The following is a 20,522-nucleotide window of genomic DNA, read 5'->3' as shown; positions in this document are numbered from 1 at the left end:
TAAGGGAATTCTTACAAAGGGAGAGTTTACTATGCAAACGTTGGATCAATCAAAATCATATTACCGCCGAATTACAGTACTCGATATTGTAACTATGTTGATGATAATTGGATTGATGTTTTTTGCAAATGGATTTTTAATGTCATTATTATTGATAGTCGTTTATCCATTTAGTCATTCAAAAGTCTTAGTGTCAGATATTGGGGATAAGGATACTAAGATTTGGGTTCGCAAGATTGATTGGGACCACTATTGCAAAGGACATGGGATTGGTCGACTGATGCAGTATAAATCCCAGAGTACGGTTCATATGAAACAGGCTTAGCAGACTTTCGGGTCTGCTTTTTTTTATCCTCTTGAGGAGTATAATTAAATTAATAAATCGTATAGGGAGATATATATTATGAAGAAAATTACCACCTTTTTAGTAGCTTTCGTTGGCTTGTTGTTTGGTGCTCTGAGTTTAGCTAATACAACAATTGTCAAAGCTGATTCACCATTGCCTGCCGGTCGTTATAGCTTTGCTGTAACAAATAAGGCACAGACAACTGATATGCAAGGCAATGTTACATCTACTGTTTTGGATGCCGGTTCAGTTTGGAAAATTAATAGCGAATATACTCATGGAGACCAAACATTTTTTGAATTAGCACCAAATATTTTGGTTAATCAAAATGCTGGATATTTGTATTTGCCAAGTGTTGGTACCTTAACTATCAGTAGTAAAACGGCTGCACCTTTGTATGATCACAATGGTAAGTTGATTACTGACCGTGCTTTGTCACCAAAATCATCTTGGTATACTGACAGAACTATTTTCCGTGACAAGATGACATTCTACCGTGTCGCAACTGATGAGTTTGTGTCATTAGGGGATGCACTTGATTAGTATTACATTTGAATAATGATAGTTTTTAATATGAGGCAGCATAGGATACTCTATGTCTGCTTTTTTTATTTTTTATGAATCTATAATTAGGGCAATAAATATGTTAAGGAGGCTTTTAATATGAAGAAATTTGTAGCATATTTATCGGTAACAGTTAGTTTATTATTTGGGGCAATAGCTTTGGAAAATACGACAACTGCTAAAGCTGATTCAACATTACCTTCAGGTCGATATGACTTTGCAGTTACTCAAAGGGCTCAAACGACTGATATGCAGGGCCATGTGACTCCAGTTATTTTGGACACAGGTACTGTATGGAAAGTTAATAGTGAGTTCTATCATGGAAATCAAACATATTTCCAATTGGCACCCAATGTTTTTGTTAATCAAAGCGATGGTTATATGTACCTGCCAGAGGTTGGAGACTTAACAGTAATCAGAAAGACTCCAGCACCCTTATATGATCATAATGGTAAATTAATTACTGATCGCGAGTTAGCACCTGGAAGTGTTTGGTATTCGGATAGAGCAATTTTTGTTGACCATATGTCATTCAATCGAGTTGCTACTAATGAATTTGTTTCAATTGCCGATGTTGATTGAAAAATAAATTGGTATAGGTCCAATGATTTGGAAGTAAATCATTGGGCTTTTTTATGTCAAAAATTAATTATCTTGTGGAACACCTGATGTGACAACCGTATGTTCGTGTCAAGGGAAATATTTGCCTTTATCCACTTGAATTTTGGCTCATAGTTTAAATTAAAAAAACCATTGCTAAGTCCCAGAGTGCAATATTAGAATAGTAATTGCGACCTTGGCTTTTCGCTTTGAATTCTGAAGAATTCATTAAGTTACAAGATGTATATTTTTATTTGAAATTGCCGAAATATCAACACTCAAAATAGCTCTTAAAAAGTCAATAGCAATATTTGTATACAAGATATTGTTATTTTTTCTGTTCGAGGGTACTATATATTGTGTTATTTAAAAAGTGTGGAGTGATTATTAATGGACGTAATTAATAAAGTTATTTTATCCGACGAATTCGTCGATGAAGTTAAGAAGACAATTAAACCCCACTGGGGTGAATTAGGCTGGGTCACATATAAACGTACATATGCGCGTTTTATTGACAAACTTGGCCGGACTGAAAACTGGTCCGAAACAGTTAAGCGTGTGGTCGAAGGAAATATCAATCTTGACCCTCGTTTAAAAGATAATAATTTAACTGATGAACAATATGCCGGATTAGTTAAAGAAGCTCAAAGTTTATACAAATTGGTCTATGGTTTAGCTGCCACTCCTTCAGGGAGAAATCTCTGGATCTCTGGTACTGAATATCAACATCGTAACGGGGACGCTTTGAACAATTGTTGGTTCATTGCTATCCGTCCACAAAAGTATGGTGACAGTCACATTGTGCCTAACTATCTTCAAAAGGAACAACTAGCTGTTTCAATGCCTTTCTCATTCATGTTCGATCAATTGATGAAGGGTGGCGGTGTCGGCTTCTCTGTCGTTCCTAGCAACATGAAGTTGATGCCTGTAGTTGATAACAAAGTTAGTTTAACTGTGCTTATTGGCAAGGAGAGTGCCTCATACAAGGACTCTATCGCTGCTGGTGCAATTGACCGTGACGACTGGTTGGAAAAGAATGATATTTCTGCCACACGTCACTACGAATTGCCTGATACTCGTGAAGGTTGGGTTATTGGTAATGCCAATATGATTGATGCTCACTTTAACGATACTAATGATGGTTTCAAAGATGTTGTCCTTGATATTACTGACATTCGTGCCAAAGGTGAAAAAATCAAGGGCTTCGGTGGAACTGCTTCAGGTCCTGTGCCTTTGATTGAAATGTTCTTTGATATTAATGAAGTTTTGAATAGTGCTGTTGGTCGTAAATTGACTTCAGTCGACTGTACCGATATGGGTAACTTGATTGGTAAAACAGTTGTTGCTGGTAATGTTCGTCGTTCAGCTGAATTAGCTTTGGGCGGATCAACTGATGATGACTTTATTACTATGAAGCAAGACCAAAAGAAACTTTATCACCACCGTTGGGCTTCTAATAATAGTGTTGCGGTTGATTCAGAATTCAATCGTTACGCTCCAATCGCTGATTCAATTACTCATAATGGTGAACCCGGAATCGTTAACCTTGAGTTGTCACGTAATTATGGACGTGCCATTGATGGCTATCAACCCGGAATTGATGATGGCGTTGAAGGAACTAACCCTTGTGGAGAAATTTCATTGAGCAATGGTGAACCATGTAACTTGTTCGAAATTTTCCCATTGATTGCTGAAGAAGAAGGCTGGGATTTGAAAGAAGCCTTTGCCTTAGCAGCTCGTTATACAAAACGTGTTACATTCAGTAGTTACGATTGGGAAGTTTCACGTAATGTTATCCAAAAGAATCGCCGAATCGGTGTCTCAATGTCAGGTATTCAAGACTACATTTTGACAACCTTTGGCAACCGTGTTGTGACTGGTTTTGAACCTACCACTGATCCTGAATCTGGAGAAACAGTTCAAAAGCCTATCTACGATCAACGCGTTGTGAAGAAATTTGATGGCTTGTATAAGACAGTCGTTGAAGCTGACAAGGAGTACTCAAACGCTCTTGGATGTAAACCATCAATCAAGCACACAACTGTTAAACCATCAGGTACAGTTGCTAAATTGGCTGGTGTTTCCGAAGGTATGCATTTCCACTATGCAGGTTACTTAATTCAAAGAATCAGATTCCAAGATTCTGATCCATTGTTGCCAGCTCTAAAGGCTTGTGGATACAAGATTGAACCTGACGTTTATACAAAACATACAATGTGTGTTGAGTTCCCAGTTAAAGCTGCTAATGCCGACGATCCTAACTTTGCTTCTGCCGGCTCAGTTTCAATTGCTGAACAATTCGCTACACAAGCATTCTTACAAACATATTGGTCAGATAACGCGGTTAGTTGTACGATTACATTCCAACCAAATGAAGCCGACCAAATTGCACCTTTGATGTATCAATACAGACACGTCACAAAATCAACATCACTATTGCCATACAGTGGTGCTGACTTTAAGCAAGCTCCTAAGGAACCAATTGACAAGAAAGTTTATCAAGAACGTGAATCAGAAGTGAACGAAAATGTTGCTGCTGTCTTCGCTGAACAAAACGATAATCATGATAAGAAAGATATCGAATTGGTTGATCAATCAGACTGTGCCGGTGGTGCATGTCCTATTAGATAACTGATAAATGCCGCCTTCGGGCGACAGAGAATTTCACCTGCTATGCGACCGGTTCGAGCCAAGGTCTCGAACCTCGATTTTGAGCTTTGCAAAAACCGCAAATCTCAAAATACGTCGGTGGGGTAAGAAAGGGAAACCACCTTTCTAACGCCACCTGCACAGCCGGTGAATTCTCTGTCACCCGAAGGCTAGGTTATCTTGATATTTGAATGTATAAATTGAAATTAATAATACCCATGATAGTTAGATTTACTTCTAATTATTATGGGTATTTTTTGTTGTCGAGAATATCAATTTTTAAAATATTTAATTATTAATAAAAACGTTTACATAAATTGGTTAACAATATTATTGTAACGTGTAATAATAATATTAATGATATAGGTGTGTTTACACAAATTTCTCTGAGGGGGGAGATGCTTTATGCATAAGAAAGGGAATATTCAGCGGTTGATGCTTTTTCTGATGGCACTAATGGCTTTTTTGTGTTTCATTCAAAAACCAACTGTTGTACAAGCTTATGATGATAGTGATGTTTTAACACATCCGCCAGTTAAGGGGTTATCCGTTGATAATTACTTTGTTACAGGTAATTTTGAGGGCAATGCGGCTGGAATCATTTCTAATGATAAGGCACAAATTGTCGGTTTAACTCATGGTCCAAGTGAGACCAGTGCTATTTGGAGTAACAATGACACAAATTATTTGAATATCAATCAGAAACAGACACTATCCATGTGGGTCTATTTCGGTAGTCCTGACTATTCAAAAGGTTGGGCTATTCCGGATGGAATGGCATTTGTTCTTCAAAATGATGGACCCAATGCAATTTCAAATATCAACGGTAAAGTAAATTCCGGTGAAACCTTGGGTGTTTGGGGCTCAGATAATAATCCACTGACTAATGTGGGGGATAAGGAGATAGGTGGCGTTCCGACAGTTCAAGAACAAGCTATTCAAAATAGTTTTGCGATTGAATTTGATACTTATTCTAACCATTACAATAATGGAAAAGCTGTTAGTTATGCGGATCATGAAATAAGTGATTCCGTCAATGATTTACCATCGGCAAAAAATGGTTTTGACTATTTGCCATATAATCTTGATAACGGAAATAATGCTTTTCTTTATAAGACAAAAGATGATCAATATTCCCATATTGCTTGGAATTATCCAGCTAAAACATCGTCGTATAGGCAGTTAAATACATTGAACCCACCTGCTGAGAGAACAGATATTTTTGGAGTTAAACATACATCTGGGCAATCAATCATAGGACTTGTTCATCATGTTGGAACCAATGATTTGGATCATAATGGTATTAATGTATATTTACAGAAAGAATCAGATAATAGTCAAAATCCATTAGATTCATGGCGTCATGTGACAATTCAATATACACCACCTGCTATGGGCAGTAACTCTGCTACTTTGAAGTATAAAGTCGGTGATAAGAATCCGGTGACTGGGGAGGCACAGAAGCCAATGACTGATGTAACAGTCCCTGAATTGGATATGAGTGCCTTTAATATGGCGGCTGGAGAAAATAAACTCAGATATGGTTTTACTGCTGCGACTGGGTCTAATGCAACTACAACTAGTGCGGTTATTTTTGAAACAATGCCTTCACTAATTAATGCTGAAGTCAACGCCTACACAGTTGATAAGACAACCAATACAAGAGTTTATCCAAAGGCAAAGGGCGAGTATGATCCTATTTTACCGAACCAAAATGATAATTTAATGGATGACAATTCGTTGGCTATGACTGAGGCTAAGAAAGTTCACCCCGATGATGATTTGTCATTGAATTACATGTTTCACTATTTAGATGGTGAAAAGCCAGCTGCTGGTATGACTGAGACCATTAATGTTCCAACGAATGTTACGGTCAAAACAGATAGTAGTGGTAACATCGGTAAAATTCATTATGTTAGTGCCAACAGCAATGTTCCTGATAAAGATGTGGATATTCCGGAATCTAGCTTAGCCAATGGTGTTCTCACATGTAAAATGGATGACGGAATTGGTGATCCTAAGGGTAGCGATTGGGCAACGGCTCGAGTTGAACTAAATGCCACAGCAGATGAAATACCAGCAGGTTTAACCAGTTTGACTGTTCCCGCAACGACTGCCAGATTTTCAAATGAAAATTATGAAGCTCAAGCAGTTTCAACTGCCTTCGATATTGTAGAACCTGCTACTTCATTGATTATCACACCTACTTCTCCTTTGAAAACTAATCTTCAAATGGGTGAGGGAACTACTTTGACAGGTGATATTTCACTTGCCAACAAAAATCCAATCAGCTCGACAGATGAAATGTCCATCAGAACGACACTTGATAATAATGCCCCTCAAGTCAGCAAGGAAACTGGTACCGCCAATGACAATTTCAGTATTCCTTTGTTGCCAGCGGATTTGCCTGAAGGCAGCCACACGATGAAAGTTCAGTTAATCGACAATAATTTTCAAACTGCTGATGGACCAGATACCTTAACTTCAAATGAATTAGTATATGAAATTAACGTGACGGATAAAAAGATTTCTGTTACACCGGATAAATCTGATGTTGAGGTTACTGACAATGAGCCGGTTACTTTAACAGGTACGTATCAACATTCAGATAATACATCGACAACAGATGAAAAAGGCGATTCAACTATTTCATACACAATCACTAATTCGGACGGAACCAAACAAGATCCAGTCAAGATAACTGAAACAAATGACGGCAAGTATAGTCTTACTTTGAAACCTTATGCCTACGACAAAACCGCTGACACAGCACTGTCTGATTATACGGAAAACACTGGACTAAAAGTGGGTAAGAATATTGTTTCAATTACAGTCATTGATCCAGACGGTCATAAAAATGATGCACCAACAGATGTCACAGTCAATGTGCCTGATATTAAGCCAACTTTAACAACTACTGAACCGGTTAAAAATATCGTCCAAGGCGATGAAATTGACCTTTCAGGTATAGTTGGATATGACGGTGATTATAAGGTTACACCAAGTAAATTAACTTGGTATATCAATGCCAACGGTCACAATACAATCAACAGTTACAGTGGCGATACATCAGCTGCAACCCCTCAGGAACAAGACTTTAACATTGACTCAACGGCTAGCGGGATGACTGATCCAACTAAGCCATACACAGTTTCAATTTATTACACTGATCCATATGGTAGAAAGTCTACAACACAAGCCTACACAGTGAATATTCTTGATAAAACTGCTATGTTAGAAAGTACTGATTACAAGTTTAAGAGTATTAATGCAAACTCTGGACAGCGTTTAGTGGGACGTGAAGGAACATGGAACTTGCAAGTAAGAAGTGTCATGACACCATGGACCTTGACCGCCAAAGCCAGCAAAATGGTGATGGGAGCAAGTGGGTCCAATCCAGTTGACCTCAATGGTCATATGATATTTATTTCGAAAGATAACATCATTCATAATTTGAACGAACCAACATTTATTCAAAGTGATGCTGATGTACCAGGTGATGAGACGACTGAAATTGCTAATAAATGGCGTTCAAATCAGGGAGTATTGTTAGATGTAGATTCTGGAACTGTAGCCGGAACATATAATGGCGAAGTCGAATGGACTTTAACAAATGGTATTTAATACGAAAGCGACCTTGTGGCCGCTTTTTTTGTTCCTAAAAGTTTTCTAATTTATATTAGTTTTTAGAATTTAAAATTTAAATTTTTGAACAATTATTAAGTATGTAATAGAATCAGTGAAAATGATTCGAGGTGGTTCTAATTTGGATAATATAAATTGATTAATATTGATGCTTTAAGTACTGATATATCAAGCTTTGTATTGTATTCAGTCAATATAAAATAGTGAACGTGACCTCGAGTCCATTATCATTTTTGTCAAATTCATTACTTCTAGATATACATAAGGTATTCTGCACGGTTTATATCAATTAACTAATCAATCAGAAGCCAACAAAAACAAGAGCCAGCGGGAGAGATAGATGCCATCTGCCCTGAGAGTGGTGTTAGAGCTTCAGCTCTTACTCCACTGACGTATTTTGAGATTTGCGGTCTGTGCGAAGCTCAAAATCGAGGCGCGAGACCTTGGCTCGCACCGGTCACAGGGCGATGGCATCTATCTCTCCCGCTGGCGGAAAAACAAAATAAGTAATAAGTCTTTACTTTTAAGATTTACAGTTGTAAACTATGAACCGTAAACGAGATTACAAATGTAAACCGAGGAGGAAATGACATGAAAGAAGTTGAAACGATGAGCCGGGCCGAATGGCAAGTGATGCGAATTATTTGGACTTTGGGGCAGGCCACCAGTAAACAGGTCATTGAAATCCTAGAGCAAAAGACCGATTGGAAGGCAGCCACAATTAAGACTTTAATTATCCGGCTCCAAAAAAAGCATTTTCTAAAAGCCATCGAAGATAAACGTCCTTACATTTATCAGCCAATGATTCAAGAGGACGTGGCGATTAAGGAGAATGTGACTGATCTATTTGATAATCTTTGTTGCATGCGAAAAGGCAATGCTATTAATGAACTAATTGAATCTTCAGCGATTTCTCAAGCTGATATTGCAAAAATGATTGCTACATTGAATGAAAAAGCTAAGACAGCCCCAGAAGAAGTCGAATGTGACTGTTTGGAAGCTGATTTGAAGTAAGGGTGATGATACTATGAAAAATATGGATATGAAAGATATGGATATGAAGCACGAAGATATGAAAATGGATATGTCCAGTGGTCACGATATGATGATGCATGGTGGTCACATGATGGACATGGGTGATTTAAGACAAAAATTTTGGATTTCACTAGCTCTAGCGATTCCAGTCTTTATCTTGTCGCCATTTATGGGATTGCATTTACCATTTCAATTCCAGTTTCCAGGCTCTGATTGGATTGTATTGATTTTATCCACAGCACTGTACTTCTACGGTGGGAAACCATTTTTAACTGGTGCTCGTGGTGAATTGGCTGAGAAAAAGCCAGCGATGATGACCTTGATTACAATGGGTATCAGTGTTGCTTATATTTACAGTCTCTACGCCTTTGTTATGAACGATTTGTTACATTCTTCAACGCACATCATGGATTTCTTCTGGGAGTTGGCATCATTGATTGTTATCATGTTGCTAGGTCACTGGATTGAAATGAAATCTACTATGAGTGCTGGAAATGCTTTACAAAAGATTGCTTCACTTGTTCCTAACCAAGTTCACATGGTTCATGGTGAAAAAACAATGGATCACGATATTTCAATGGTTAAAAAAGACGATATTGTTGAAGTTCGTGCCGGTGAATCAGTTCCCCTTGATGGTCACGTTATTGCTGGTTCTGGATACATCAACGAATCATTAATTACTGGTGAATCTAAAGCTGTTAAAAAGGAAATCGGCAGTAAGGTGGTTGGCGGTTCAATCAACGGTGACAGCACTATCAAAGTACAAGTTGATAAATCTGCTGGTGAAGGTTACTTGTCACAAATTAGTAAGTTGGTTTCTGACGCACAAAGCAAACGTTCTAAGACACAAATGTTAGCTGATCGAGTTTCTGGTTGGTTGTTCTATGCTGCTTTAACAGTCGGACTATTGTCATTCGTTTACTGGTTGATTTTCGGCGATATGAATACTGCTTTAAACCGTTTGGTAACCGTTCTAGTTATCGCATGTCCACATGCTTTAGGATTGGCTATTCCACTAGTTATGTCACGTAGTACATCAATCGCTGCCACAAATGGTTTGATTATCCGTGATAACCAAGCTATTGAAAACAGTCGCAAAATTGATTATGTTGCCATGGACAAAACTGGTACTTTAACTGAAGGTAAATTTACTGTTAATGGACTTCAAAGTACTGATTCATCAATCGATGACAATGGTTTGTTAGCTATTATTGCTGGTATCGAAGGTAGCTCAAGTCACCCGATTGCCAACAGTATTGTGCAATACGCTAAAGATAAAAAAGTAACACCTGAAATTTTGGATAATGTCAAAGCTCTCAAGGGTTACGGTATGAGTGCCACTTTGAAAGACCAAGATTACTATTTAGTTAATATGAAGTATCTCAACGAAAACAAGATTGCCGTTGATAAGAAATTAGTTCAAACATTCTTAGACAAAGGTAATACGATCAGTTTCTTAGTTAACAATGGCAAGGTTCTTGGATTCGTTGCATTAGGCGATACGATCAAGAAGAATACAATTGAATTTATCAAAGAATTAAAGGCTAGACATATTACTCCAATCATGTTGACTGGTGATAATAAAGAAGCTGCCGCTATCATGGCTAAACAAATGGGTATCGACGAGTTCCGTGGTGAATTATTGCCCGAAGATAAACACAATGTTATCAAACAACTCGAACTTGACGGTCACCATGTCATGATGGTCGGAGATGGTATCAATGATGCACCAAGTTTGGCTTCAGCTACTATCGGTGTTGCTATCGGTGCTGGTACTGATGTTGCAATTGATTCAGCACAGGTTGTTCTTTATAACTCAGATCCAAGCGATATTATCAAATTCTTGAAGTTGGCTCACAATACTTACAAGAAGACCATCGAAAACCTCTGGTGGGGAGCTGGTTATAACATTTTAGCCATCCCTCTAGCAGCCGGAGTTTTGGCAGGTGTCGGATTTGTCCTCAGCCCTGCAGTCGGAGCGGTCATTATGTCATTGTCAACTGTTGTGGTTGCGTTAAACGCTATGACATTGAAAATGTAATGGATAGGCTCACTTGGAAAAGTAAGTAGTACCAAAAATTTAATCAAAAAATTTGACTATTTTACAGGTTTGAATCCAAATTAAAATACGGCTACCAGTAAGGTTGGTAGTCGTATTTTTGTGTCGTTATAGGCATATTTATATTAAATGCCAAAAATACCTTTTGATAATAAAAAATAATTAATCAAATTATAGAATAATCTTTATATAAAGTTGAATTGTGAAGGGGTTAACTATTGAAAAAAGGTATTCGACATAATAAACTGTATTTGAAAATAAGGTAGGTGACGAGAAATGGCAGTTATATCGTTTTATTTAGATGAACAGGACGAAAAGATGATCAAGAACTACGCGAAATCTAAAAATATCAGTGTTTCCGCCTTTCTTCGTTCAGCAGCAGTTGAGAAGATTGAAGACGAAATGGACGATGAGCTTTATGAAAGCGCATTGTGCAATTCTGATGATCATTGTCCCGATATCTCGTTAGACCAAGTTCGTAAGGCACTCGAAGCATATTGTTAAATGCCGCTTCCGGTTGTCGGGGAAAATTCAGTTCTGCTATGGGGACCAGTACGAGCCGAGTTCTCGAACCTCGATTTGAATCCTTGCCATAGTTCGGCAAGTATCCAAACTCGCCCCGTGGTGTAATAGCTAAAGCTATAACGCCACCTTCATTGCAGACCAAATTTTCCCCGATAACCTCCAGCTAGGTTATTGGTTTTATCTTATATATTGAAAACTCTGAGTATTGTCGGAGCTTTCTTTTTTTTGTCATTTTTATGAGTTTAACATTCGATTTAGTTCTTTACGGGTGGTGGCAATATTTGGAGTGTTTTGATGATTATTTATTACTTCATTGGCTTCTAATATTGAATTAGTTAATTCTGAGGATGGATTTACGAAGTATTCAGGTAGTACATTATTCGCGACATCTATTAGAGCCATTTCCAAATATTCATTAATAGTTAAATTGTTGTTAGCGAGAATGTCTTGGGCCTTAATTTTAATATTATGATCAATAGTCGTACTAATCTGAACTTTTGATATTTTCTCTGACTTCATTTTAATCACCTCGTATGCATATTGTGCTACAAGTAGTTCTGAATAGCATTAATTTAAACTAGCTTTAAAGAAAGAGAATAAGAAATAATACCCAAATTACATGAATCAATATATTGAAAGAAAAAGTCAAACTAGCCGGAGGCGGCATATTTTTTTAACTCAATTGTTGACAAAATTTTTTGAGAGTATTATTCTTTATTCATCAAGTGAGTAACCAAATACTCACCTTTAAATTAATAAGCAAGTTAGAAGGTAGCAATTATGGAAAACGCAATTATTTCTATGAAGAATGTTGTCAAAAAGTTCGGTAAAGAAACCGTCTTGAACCATATTGATTTTGATATACCACAAGGTAAGATAATCGGTTTAATCGGACCATCCGGTGCTGGTAAATCAACCATTATCAAAATTATTTTGGGAATGGAAAAAACGCAACAAGGTACCGCCACAGTATTTGGCAAGATAATGCCTAATCGACAATTGTTGAATCGAATTGGTTATATGGCACAGACAGATGCCTTATATGAAGCATTGACCGCTAAGGAAAATCTTCAGTTTTACGCTGATATGAAGGGCCTTCCTAGTCAGAAATCCAATCGTCAAATTTTACACGTTGCGGAAGTTGTTGAATTGACGAATGACTTGGATAAACGTGTTGCTGGTTATTCCGGTGGTATGAAACGTCGTTTGTCATTGGCAATTGCGATGCTTGGTGATAGTGAAGTTTTGATTTTGGATGAACCAACGGTCGGAATTGATCCAGCACTTCGTCGTCAGATTTGGAGTGAATTACACAAGATGCGTGATGAAGGTAAGACGATTCTGGTCACAACTCACGTGATGGATGAAGCTGAATTAGTTGACGATGTGGCTTTAATCCTTGGCGGCAAGCTGATTGCTTACGATACGCCTGCTAATTTAAAGGCTACTTATAATGAAGATACAGTCGAAAATGTTTTCTTAAAGGTGGAGGATGAAAATGAAAAGAACGTGGTCTATCGCTAAACGTGTATTAAAAGAATTATTTCGTGACAAGAGAACTTTGGCATTAATGTTTTTAGCACCAATTTTAGTACTGACTTTGATGAAAGTCGTCTTTACATCTAATTCGACAACTGATGTCAATATTGCGACTGTTAACGTTAATAGCTCATTGGTCAGCCAAATTAAAGAAGTTGACCATATCAAGGTTTACAAGTATTCAACCCAAGAGAAAGCTAACAAAGCTTTGAAAGACCAAAAGGTTGATGGCATTGTTCATTACAAGAATGGTAATTTCTACGTTAAAAATGCCAATACTGATGCCAGTAAGACTGCAGCAACTAAAGCAGCGTTGAATGCTTCAATTGTCGCAACTAACATCAAGGATTTGAAAGCTACATTAACTTCTATGGCAGCAGTGAACCCACAGGCAGCAGCAATGATGCAATCCAAGTCGAAGTCAGCGCCCAAGATTCATAATTCCTACGTTTATGGTAATAAAGATACATCTTTCTTTGATAAAATTTTACCTATCTTAATGGGATTCTTCGTTTTCTTCTTCGTCTTCTTGATTTCAGGGATGGCGCTATTGAAGGAAAGAACGACCGGAACCTTGGATCGTTTGCTGGCTACACCAGTTAGACGTTCAGAAATCGTCTTTGGATACATGATTAGTTATGGTTTACTGGCAATTGTTCAAACATTAATTATCGTTTTGTTCACGATCTATGTGTTGAAAGTTGAAGTATTAGGAAGTCTTTGGAATGTGGTAATTGTAAATGTTGTCTTAGCGATGGTTGCCTTGGCATTTGGTATTTTGATGTCAACATTTGCCAAATCAGAATTTCAAATGATGCAATTCATTCCAATTATCGTCATTCCTCAAGTATTTTTCTCCGGAATTATTCCATTGGATACGATGGCACACTGGGTTCAAGACATTGCCTACATTTTGCCATTGAAGTACTCTGGTCAAGCTACCAGCGACATTGTTATGAGTGGAGCTAAACTCAGCCAGATTCAGGCACCAATTGGCGCACTCTTGATTTTCTTGGTAGTATTAACTATCTTGAATGTCTTAGGACTCAAACGTTATCGTAAAGTATAGAAGGGACTTGATTTTGTGGCAGAACAACAAATATCGAAGGATTTTAAAGCATGGGTAGGAGATTCAGATATGCCCGCTGGCAAGAAAAAGGTTGTCTTAGCAGCTTTAGGACTTTTTTCGAAACAAGGTTTTGATGGTACATCGACCCAAGAAATTGCTAAAGAATCAGGCATGAGTCAAGCAACTATTTTTAAATATTTCAAAACTAAAGAAGAGTTATTATATTTTATTATTACTCCATTAATGCAAAATATTATGCCAGTCTATGTGGATGACTTTCAAAATTCAATGAAGGATCATGGCAATAGTCTTGAGTCATTAATTCACTATGTGATTCGCAGTCGTTATTACTTTATTGCTGACAACCGTGAAGTAGCGTCGATTGTGATATCAGAAATTTTAACCAAGGATAATGTGAAAGCAAAATTTCTAGAATTGATTGGCGAACGTGGTCCCAGAATTATAAATGTTTTGACTAATTTAATTGAAAAAAGTGGCGAAGTTAGATCAGATGTTACGCCGGAGTCGATTGTTCGTTTGATGGTTTCACAGATACTATTTTACTTTTTACAAAACTACAAGATTTTTGAACCTAAGAGCGACAAGCAGGTAGAAGAAGATCTTGATGAGATTGAGGAATTAGTTATTCGTGCCATTAAAAAATAGGGCTTCTCCGGGAGACAGGGATTGGAAAGCCGCTATGTGGACCGAGCCGAGCCAAGGTCTCGTCTCTCGCTTTGAATCCTTGCCAGAGTTTGGCAAGTATCCAAAGTCGCCCGGTGGTGTAATGGCTAAAGCCGTAACGCCACTCCCACAGTAGTCTTCCAAATCCCTGTCCCTCTCCGACTAGCGTATTCGTTATTTTTTAGTTGGTTGGTGGATTTAATTAATTTCAAAATTCGCATATTAATAATTTATAGGCTCAAAAAGGATCAGTGAGAAATTTCACTGGTCCTTTTGTTGTGTATAAAATAAAAAAGCTGGAATCTATTTAGGTATTGATTTTACCGAAGAGATTTCAGCGTATTTATAACTTATTAATTATTACTTATAGTACGGCAAATCTAAGAATGTAATTATCATTTCGGTTCCATCACTAGGGCGTGAATTGACACTGATTGTATGACCGAGTTTGTCGACCATCTTCTTAGTCAAATACAATCCCATACCGGTAGACTTGCTACCAGATTTCCGACCATTGCTACCGGTGAATCCTTTGTTAAAGATTCGGCTGATATCTTGGTCAGCAATCCCGATACCGTTATCTTTGATATGCAGTTCGATATTATTGTCGTCTGTAGTTGTGAAGACTGAAATTTTACCGCCATTATCGGTATACTTCAAACTGTTAGCCAAAATCTGATTGATGATAAAGCTCAACCATTTTTCATCAGTCAAAACTTTCTTATCGGTAATATCAAAGCTAATGCCAATACGTTTACTGATAAATAAGCGCTTGTTAGTTCTAATACAGGCTTTGACGATGTCGTTTAAGTCTTGTTCTTGAATCAAATAATCATTCGAGAAATTATTCAGACGAGCAAAGTAGAGTGCTTGATCAACTAAATAATCAATTTGGTCTAGTTCTTCAGCAATCAAGTCGGGGTCTAAGTCGTCATCTTGTGATAACTTCAACGCCGCCAAAGGAACTTTAATATCATGCACCCAAGATTCAGTGTATTCACGCTGGTCCTTTTGGTTCTGATAAAGTTCAGTCAGCTCATTACGATATTCCATAGAAATATTGTTAATTTTTGATTGAATAAATTTTTGTTCATTATTTCGAGCACCATATAATTCCTTCGACAGGTCCTCTTGATAATTTTCCAACTGTTGGAACCATGTCTTTTTGTGTGTATACGAAATAGCTAAATTTGCCACTAGGAAGACCATTGCCAAGATCCATGTGTAAATCAATGTACCTGGGTTAAAGTTAACGTGAGGGTCCAAATAGAGGACTAATTCGACGAAAGTCATCCCCACTAAGACGATGAGAATTGAATAAATATGATCGCGTAAGTATTTGAAAAATGTCATATTTCACCTCTAGGGAATGATGTATCCTTGTCCAACTTTAGTAACGATATAGTTCTTCAAGCCAAATTTTTCGATTTTTCCACGAAGACGATTGATGTTAACGGTCAAAGTGTTGTCATCAACGAAACGCTCGTCATCCCACATGAAATTCAAAAGTTGTTCACGCGTAACAATTTTGCCTTGATCCTTCAAAAGCCGTTGCAATAATTTGTACTCATTTTTAGACAAGTCAATTTTGTTGTCAGCGATTTCCACCGAGCCGCTAGAAAGGTTAAGTTTGAGACCATTGTGTTCAATCACGTCACTGGTACTCTTGGTAAAGTCATATGTTCGGCGCAAAAGGGCGTTGATTTTGGCAATCAAGATATCAATTGAGAAAGGTTTTTCCACGAAATCGTCGGCACCCATGTTCATTGACATAATTTGGTCCATGTTAGAATTACGAGATGAGATAATAATAATCGGAGTTTTGGAAACCTTGCGGATTTCTTGATTCCAATAGTAGCCGTCATAAACGGGAAGATTGATGTCGAGCAACACCAAGTCAGGTTTGTATTCGTTAAACTGGTCCATGATATTGTTAAAGTCTTTGGTAATATAAGAATTCATTTGCCATTTTTCAAGATTTTCACTGATTAGTTGGGAGATAGATGGGTCATCTTCGATAATCATAATTTTAGCCATTATAAAATTCCCTCCGTGCTAGAATAAAGACACTATATAGTATGATAACAATAATCATTGTAAAAATGTAGATTCTTCCGCTTTCGGTTGTCGGGGAAAATGCAGTTCTGCCATGAGGACCGAGTCGAGCCAAGGTCTCGCCTCTCGGTTTGAATCCTTGCCACAGTTCGGCAAGAATCCAAACTCGCCCTGTGGTGTAATGGCTAAAGCCATAACGCCACCTCCATGGCAGACTGCATTTTCCCCGACAACCTCCAGCTCATGCATTTTTTGGATTGATTGTTGTTAGTAATATAGTGATTATTATATCTGATTCTTTGAAAATATTTATGGATATAACTTCATTTCCATAATAATTTGAAAAGTTTCAGAGTACTTTCATAATTAAGTATTTAATGTATTGATTTTAATAACAATACCCAATATCAAAAAAATTAAATACAAGTAAAAAATACCCTAGCCGGAGGGTGGCAGTAATATAGTTGGCTGTGGAGGTGGTGTAAGAGCTTTAGCTCTTACACCACAGGGCGACTTTGGAGACTTGCGGTTTGTGCAAGGCTTCAAAGCGAGGTGCGAGACCTTGGCTCGCACCGGTCCTCATAGCAGACTATATTACTGCCAGCCTCCGGCGGCCGAGAAGGTAACTATTTATGCAAATTGCTGTAAAAAATATTTCAAAAGATTTCGGTAAAAAAAGAAATGCTGTGCATGCTATTAAGGATATCAGTGTTGAAGTTGAACACGGCGAATTCTTTGGTATCATGGGTCCCTCTGGAGCCGGAAAAACTACTTTGTTGAACATGATTTCAACTAATGAACGTCCTGATCACGGACAAATCATCATTGATGGTATGGACTTAACGCAGCTACATGACCGTGACCAAGCTAAATATCGTCGTAATAAAATGGGCTTTATTTATCAAAGTTTTGAGTTGCTGGATTCTTTGAATGTTAAGGAAAATGTCATCTTGCCATTGGCCTTGAATCGTTCTAATAAGAAGTTGATTGAGGAGAGATTCGATTATATGATGCAACTGCTCAATATTGAAAATCTGTCGGATCGGGCAGTCGATGAGTTGTCGCTTGGGCAAAGACAGATTGTGGCAGCAGCACGTGCTTTGATTAATCGTCCCGAGATTTTGTTTGCGGATGAACCCACAGGCTCACTGGATTCGAAGTCGGCAACGATTTTGTTGAACTATATGCAGATGGTCAATGAGAAGGAAAAGACGACAATTTTGATGGCAACGCATGATGCCTTTACGGCTAGTTATTGCAGTCGAGTTGTCTTTATTAAGGATGGGGTGATTTTTTCAGAGATTGTTAATCCGGGCAACCGTGACAAATTCTTTGAGCAAATTATCAACATGCAACGGACTATTGGCGGAGGGGATTATTTCAATGTATCGCAAAATAATTAAACGTAGTCTGTCTAATATGCGCGACAGTTATCTAATTTATATTTTAGCCTGCAGTTTCGCAATTGGAGTTTTCGGAATCCTGTTGTCGATGGGCGATAATCCGTCGGTTCACTATGCTTTGCGGTGGTGGAATTCACTGATTTTTGATGTTGCAATCATTATGAGCAGTATTTTCGGTTTCTGTGCATTCGTATATATGGCGTACGTCGGAGGATTCTTCGTTAAACAGCAGCGAAATGAGTTTCTGACATTTGAAAAGTTAGGTATGCAACGCTGGACCATTATTATGATCAGTTTTCTGCAGACGACTATTGTTCAAGCAGTAGCCTGGATTATCGGACTGACATTCATGGTGATTTTTCAGAAATTTATGGGAATGCTATTAGTCTATTTGATGCAGATGCACTTTGATTTTGTGATGCATATTGGGATGAATAATATTCAATTATTAATCGCAACATTTGTCTGGACAACGCTGACGTTGAGCATTATCAATGCCATTAAAACGTATCGAATTTTGAAAAAGAAAGAACGCCGGACGATTGTCAAAACTCGCTGGTGGCTACGTGTTCCTGCAGGACTTTTTGGAGTCGTCTTACTAATTACTGCCGAAATTGCAACATTTTATCTGTTCAAAAATATGCGAACCATCAGTTATTCATCCAAGCCACTGACAGAAATTGTCTATATTTTAGGTTCCGATATTTTTGGAACGTATTTAGTTTACTTCGGTTTTCTGCCCACAATTTTAAATATCATGGAGAAAATTCACTCAGTTTCATATTCAGGTATTAATATTTTCTCGTTTAAATATATGAAGGAACGTTTATTTCAAAATATTTCTATCCTCTGGTTCGTCACCGAATTGTCAGCTCTTGCTTTGGCTTTATTGACGTTTTGTTACTTCGGTTATCAAGCCGTCCATCAAAATTACAACAGCGCATATCCGTTTGAATTGGCTGCCAACAAGGATACCGTCAATGTTATTCGTCATGAGCTCAAGAAAAATGACGCCAAAATTAGGGGTAGCTACAAGACAGCCGTTAAGATAAATCTGGTTTCTTACTATAACAAGTCCAGTGAGTCGTACATTCGCCAACCAATGACGTTTATGTCGTATTCAGATTACAAATCTTTGCCAAAACGAATGCGAAAAAATAATTCCAAAATTAATGCTCACCAATTTTTGAAGATTGATTACAGTTCTTCAATTATGTATAGGAACAAGTCCGATGAGCACAATATCGAGGTCAAGGGTGCGCCGATGATTCAGACTGCCAAGCAGGGAAATTCGTTCCCATACGGAAGTTCGATGCATTTTGGACCAATGATGATTGTGCCTAATAGCTACTATCAGAAAATGCCGAGCGAGGTCAAAGATACTTTCTACGGTTGGGATTTCAAAAAAGGTGACCAGTTAAAACGTTCGCAATTGCAGAAATTGGATAGTTATCGCGATGCTTATTATATGAGGGTTAAATTCAGGTCGTCATTGGCAGATTCTTCAATCGAAGTCATGAAAAAAGAACCCAATAAGTATGAGACCGCAATCTATACTCAATCTGGATTCTTACGACAAGGCAGTATTAAAAAGCATTTCAAACAAGGTGGGGGATTCTATCTCTTCATCGTGGCGCTGTTCAGTGTAGCTTTGTTAGTCGCACTAGGAAGCGTGTTAACGTTACGAATTTTATTGCGTGATGATTATCAATCAAGTCAACTAAGGACGTTGCAAAAAATCGGTGTTGAAGAAAGTGAGATCAAGGGGATTATCCGACGTGAAAATACCTTGACGTTCTTGATACCAATTGTGTTTGCGTTAGTGCAGTCCTTTGCGGCCATTGCGATGTTCGATTTCGGACGTCATATTTCGAAGAATATTATCTTAATTTATGGCGGCTACATTGTACTTTATGGATTATTTGGAATTATCAGTTTTAAAGTTTCTTGGCGGGGTGTTAAACAGAAATTCAAACTATAGGTAGTTAGGTGTTGTTGAAATATGCCGCCTGCGGGTGACGGGAAAAATGCAGTTCTGTTATGTGGACCGGTCCGAGCCAAGGTCTAGTACCTCGATTTGAAGCCTTGCCATAGTTCGGCAAGTCTCCAAAGTCGTCCGTGGTGTAAGAGCTAAAGCTCTAACGCCACCTTCATGGCAGACTGCATTTTTCCCGTCACCCTCCGGCTTGAGTTAATCGGTTAGTTTGAATGTCTGTTTTACTTCCACAGTTTCTTTGAATTAATAATTGAATTGATCCAACGTTTTTTGTATTTATTATTATTTTTTACGTAATGTAATATAAGGAGACTTGAGAGTTCAAGAATACTAAAATCAGTATCAATATATTA

At 37.8% G+C, this 20,522-nt stretch carries 16 protein-coding genes; 13 read left to right on the top strand and 3 right to left on the bottom strand.

The features are described 5' to 3' along the window. Positions 1-31 precede the first annotated feature (31 nt). The 8 genes from AAA923_RS09040 (at position 32) to relB (ending at position 11,402) form a co-directional block, all read left to right on the top strand. Complete coding sequence (locus AAA923_RS09040; RefSeq protein ID WP_041500516.1) at positions 32-325, top strand: hypothetical protein; 294 nt, start codon at positions 32-34, stop codon at positions 323-325. A gap of 78 nt (positions 326-403) precedes the next feature. Beyond that, on the top strand, positions 404-889 hold the full coding sequence (locus AAA923_RS09035; protein ID WP_338216495.1) for a hypothetical protein: 486 nt from the start codon (positions 404-406) through the stop codon (positions 887-889). 120 nt (positions 890-1,009) lie between these two features. Next, positions 1,010-1,492, top strand: a complete 483-nt coding sequence (locus AAA923_RS09030) for a hypothetical protein (RefSeq protein WP_338216494.1) — start codon at positions 1,010-1,012, stop codon at positions 1,490-1,492. Between the two features lie 408 nt (positions 1,493-1,900). Further along, a complete protein-coding gene (gene nrdJ, locus AAA923_RS09025; RefSeq protein WP_338216492.1) occupies positions 1,901-4,141 on the top strand; it encodes a ribonucleoside-triphosphate reductase, adenosylcobalamin-dependent in 2,241 nt (746 codons plus the stop codon). A 423-nt stretch (positions 4,142-4,564) separates the two neighbouring features. Continuing rightward, positions 4,565-7,783, top strand: a complete 3,219-nt coding sequence (locus AAA923_RS09020; protein ID WP_338216490.1) for a hypothetical protein — start codon at positions 4,565-4,567, stop codon at positions 7,781-7,783. 612 nt (positions 7,784-8,395) lie between these two features. Then, positions 8,396-8,818 carry a CopY/TcrY family copper transport repressor gene (locus tag AAA923_RS09015; RefSeq protein ID WP_338216489.1) on the top strand — a complete coding sequence of 141 codons (423 nt, stop codon included), beginning with the start codon at positions 8,396-8,398 and terminating at the stop codon, positions 8,816-8,818. Positions 8,819-8,831: 13 nt separating this feature from the next. Next, positions 8,832-10,880, top strand: a complete 2,049-nt coding sequence (locus AAA923_RS09010; RefSeq protein ID WP_338216486.1) for a heavy metal translocating P-type ATPase — start codon at positions 8,832-8,834, stop codon at positions 10,878-10,880. A gap of 294 nt (positions 10,881-11,174) precedes the next feature. Continuing rightward, the gene (gene relB, locus AAA923_RS09005; protein WP_338216484.1) at positions 11,175-11,402 is read left to right on the top strand and encodes a type II toxin-antitoxin system RelB family antitoxin; all 228 of its coding nucleotides are present in this window, start codon (positions 11,175-11,177) and stop codon (positions 11,400-11,402) included. Between the two features lie 255 nt (positions 11,403-11,657). Here the strand turns inward: relB and AAA923_RS09000 are convergent, their stop codons facing one another. Beyond that, complete coding sequence (locus tag AAA923_RS09000; protein WP_338216482.1) at positions 11,658-11,942, bottom strand: type II toxin-antitoxin system RelB/DinJ family antitoxin; 285 nt, start codon at positions 11,940-11,942, stop codon at positions 11,658-11,660. Between the two features lie 261 nt (positions 11,943-12,203). On the opposite strand from AAA923_RS09000, the gene AAA923_RS08995 reads away from it, so the two are divergent. From AAA923_RS08995 to AAA923_RS08985, 3 genes are read left to right on the top strand one after another with little or no spacing between them, the layout of a single operon-like run. After that, positions 12,204-12,947, top strand: a complete 744-nt coding sequence (locus AAA923_RS08995) for an ABC transporter ATP-binding protein (RefSeq protein WP_338216480.1) — start codon at positions 12,204-12,206, stop codon at positions 12,945-12,947. Next, a complete protein-coding gene (locus AAA923_RS08990) occupies positions 12,922-14,031 on the top strand; it encodes an ABC transporter permease (protein ID WP_338216478.1) in 1,110 nt (369 codons plus the stop codon). The genes AAA923_RS08995 and AAA923_RS08990 overlap by 26 nt, the downstream gene beginning before the upstream one ends. 15 nt (positions 14,032-14,046) lie before the next feature. Next, complete coding sequence (locus AAA923_RS08985; RefSeq protein WP_338216476.1) at positions 14,047-14,697, top strand: TetR/AcrR family transcriptional regulator; 651 nt, start codon at positions 14,047-14,049, stop codon at positions 14,695-14,697. A 378-nt stretch (positions 14,698-15,075) separates the two neighbouring features. On the opposite strand, the gene AAA923_RS08980 is transcribed toward AAA923_RS08985, so the two are convergent. Both AAA923_RS08980 and AAA923_RS08975 read right to left on the bottom strand, forming a co-directional pair. Next, positions 15,076-16,068, bottom strand: a complete 993-nt coding sequence (locus AAA923_RS08980; RefSeq protein WP_338216474.1) for a sensor histidine kinase — start codon at positions 16,066-16,068, stop codon at positions 15,076-15,078. Between the two features lie 9 nt (positions 16,069-16,077). Beyond that, complete coding sequence (locus AAA923_RS08975) at positions 16,078-16,752, bottom strand: response regulator transcription factor (protein ID WP_041500536.1); 675 nt, start codon at positions 16,750-16,752, stop codon at positions 16,078-16,080. A 650-nt stretch (positions 16,753-17,402) separates the two neighbouring features. Here AAA923_RS08975 and AAA923_RS08970 point away from each other — a divergent pair. Further along, entirely contained in the window at positions 17,403-18,173 is a 771-nt protein-coding gene (locus tag AAA923_RS08970) for an ABC transporter ATP-binding protein (protein ID WP_338216471.1), read from the top strand. After that, on the top strand, positions 18,154-20,154 hold the full coding sequence (locus AAA923_RS08965; protein WP_338216469.1) for an FtsX-like permease family protein: 2,001 nt from the start codon (positions 18,154-18,156) through the stop codon (positions 20,152-20,154). Before AAA923_RS08970 ends, AAA923_RS08965 begins: the two co-directional genes overlap by 20 nt. The last annotated feature ends 368 nt before the right edge of the window (positions 20,155-20,522 follow it).

It is taken from the genome of Companilactobacillus muriivasis, from assembly GCF_036246245.1.
GTDB classification, from domain to species: Bacteria; Bacillota; Bacilli; order Lactobacillales; family Lactobacillaceae; genus Companilactobacillus; species Companilactobacillus muriivasis.
This window is presented reverse-complemented; position numbering and strand designations above follow the sequence as displayed.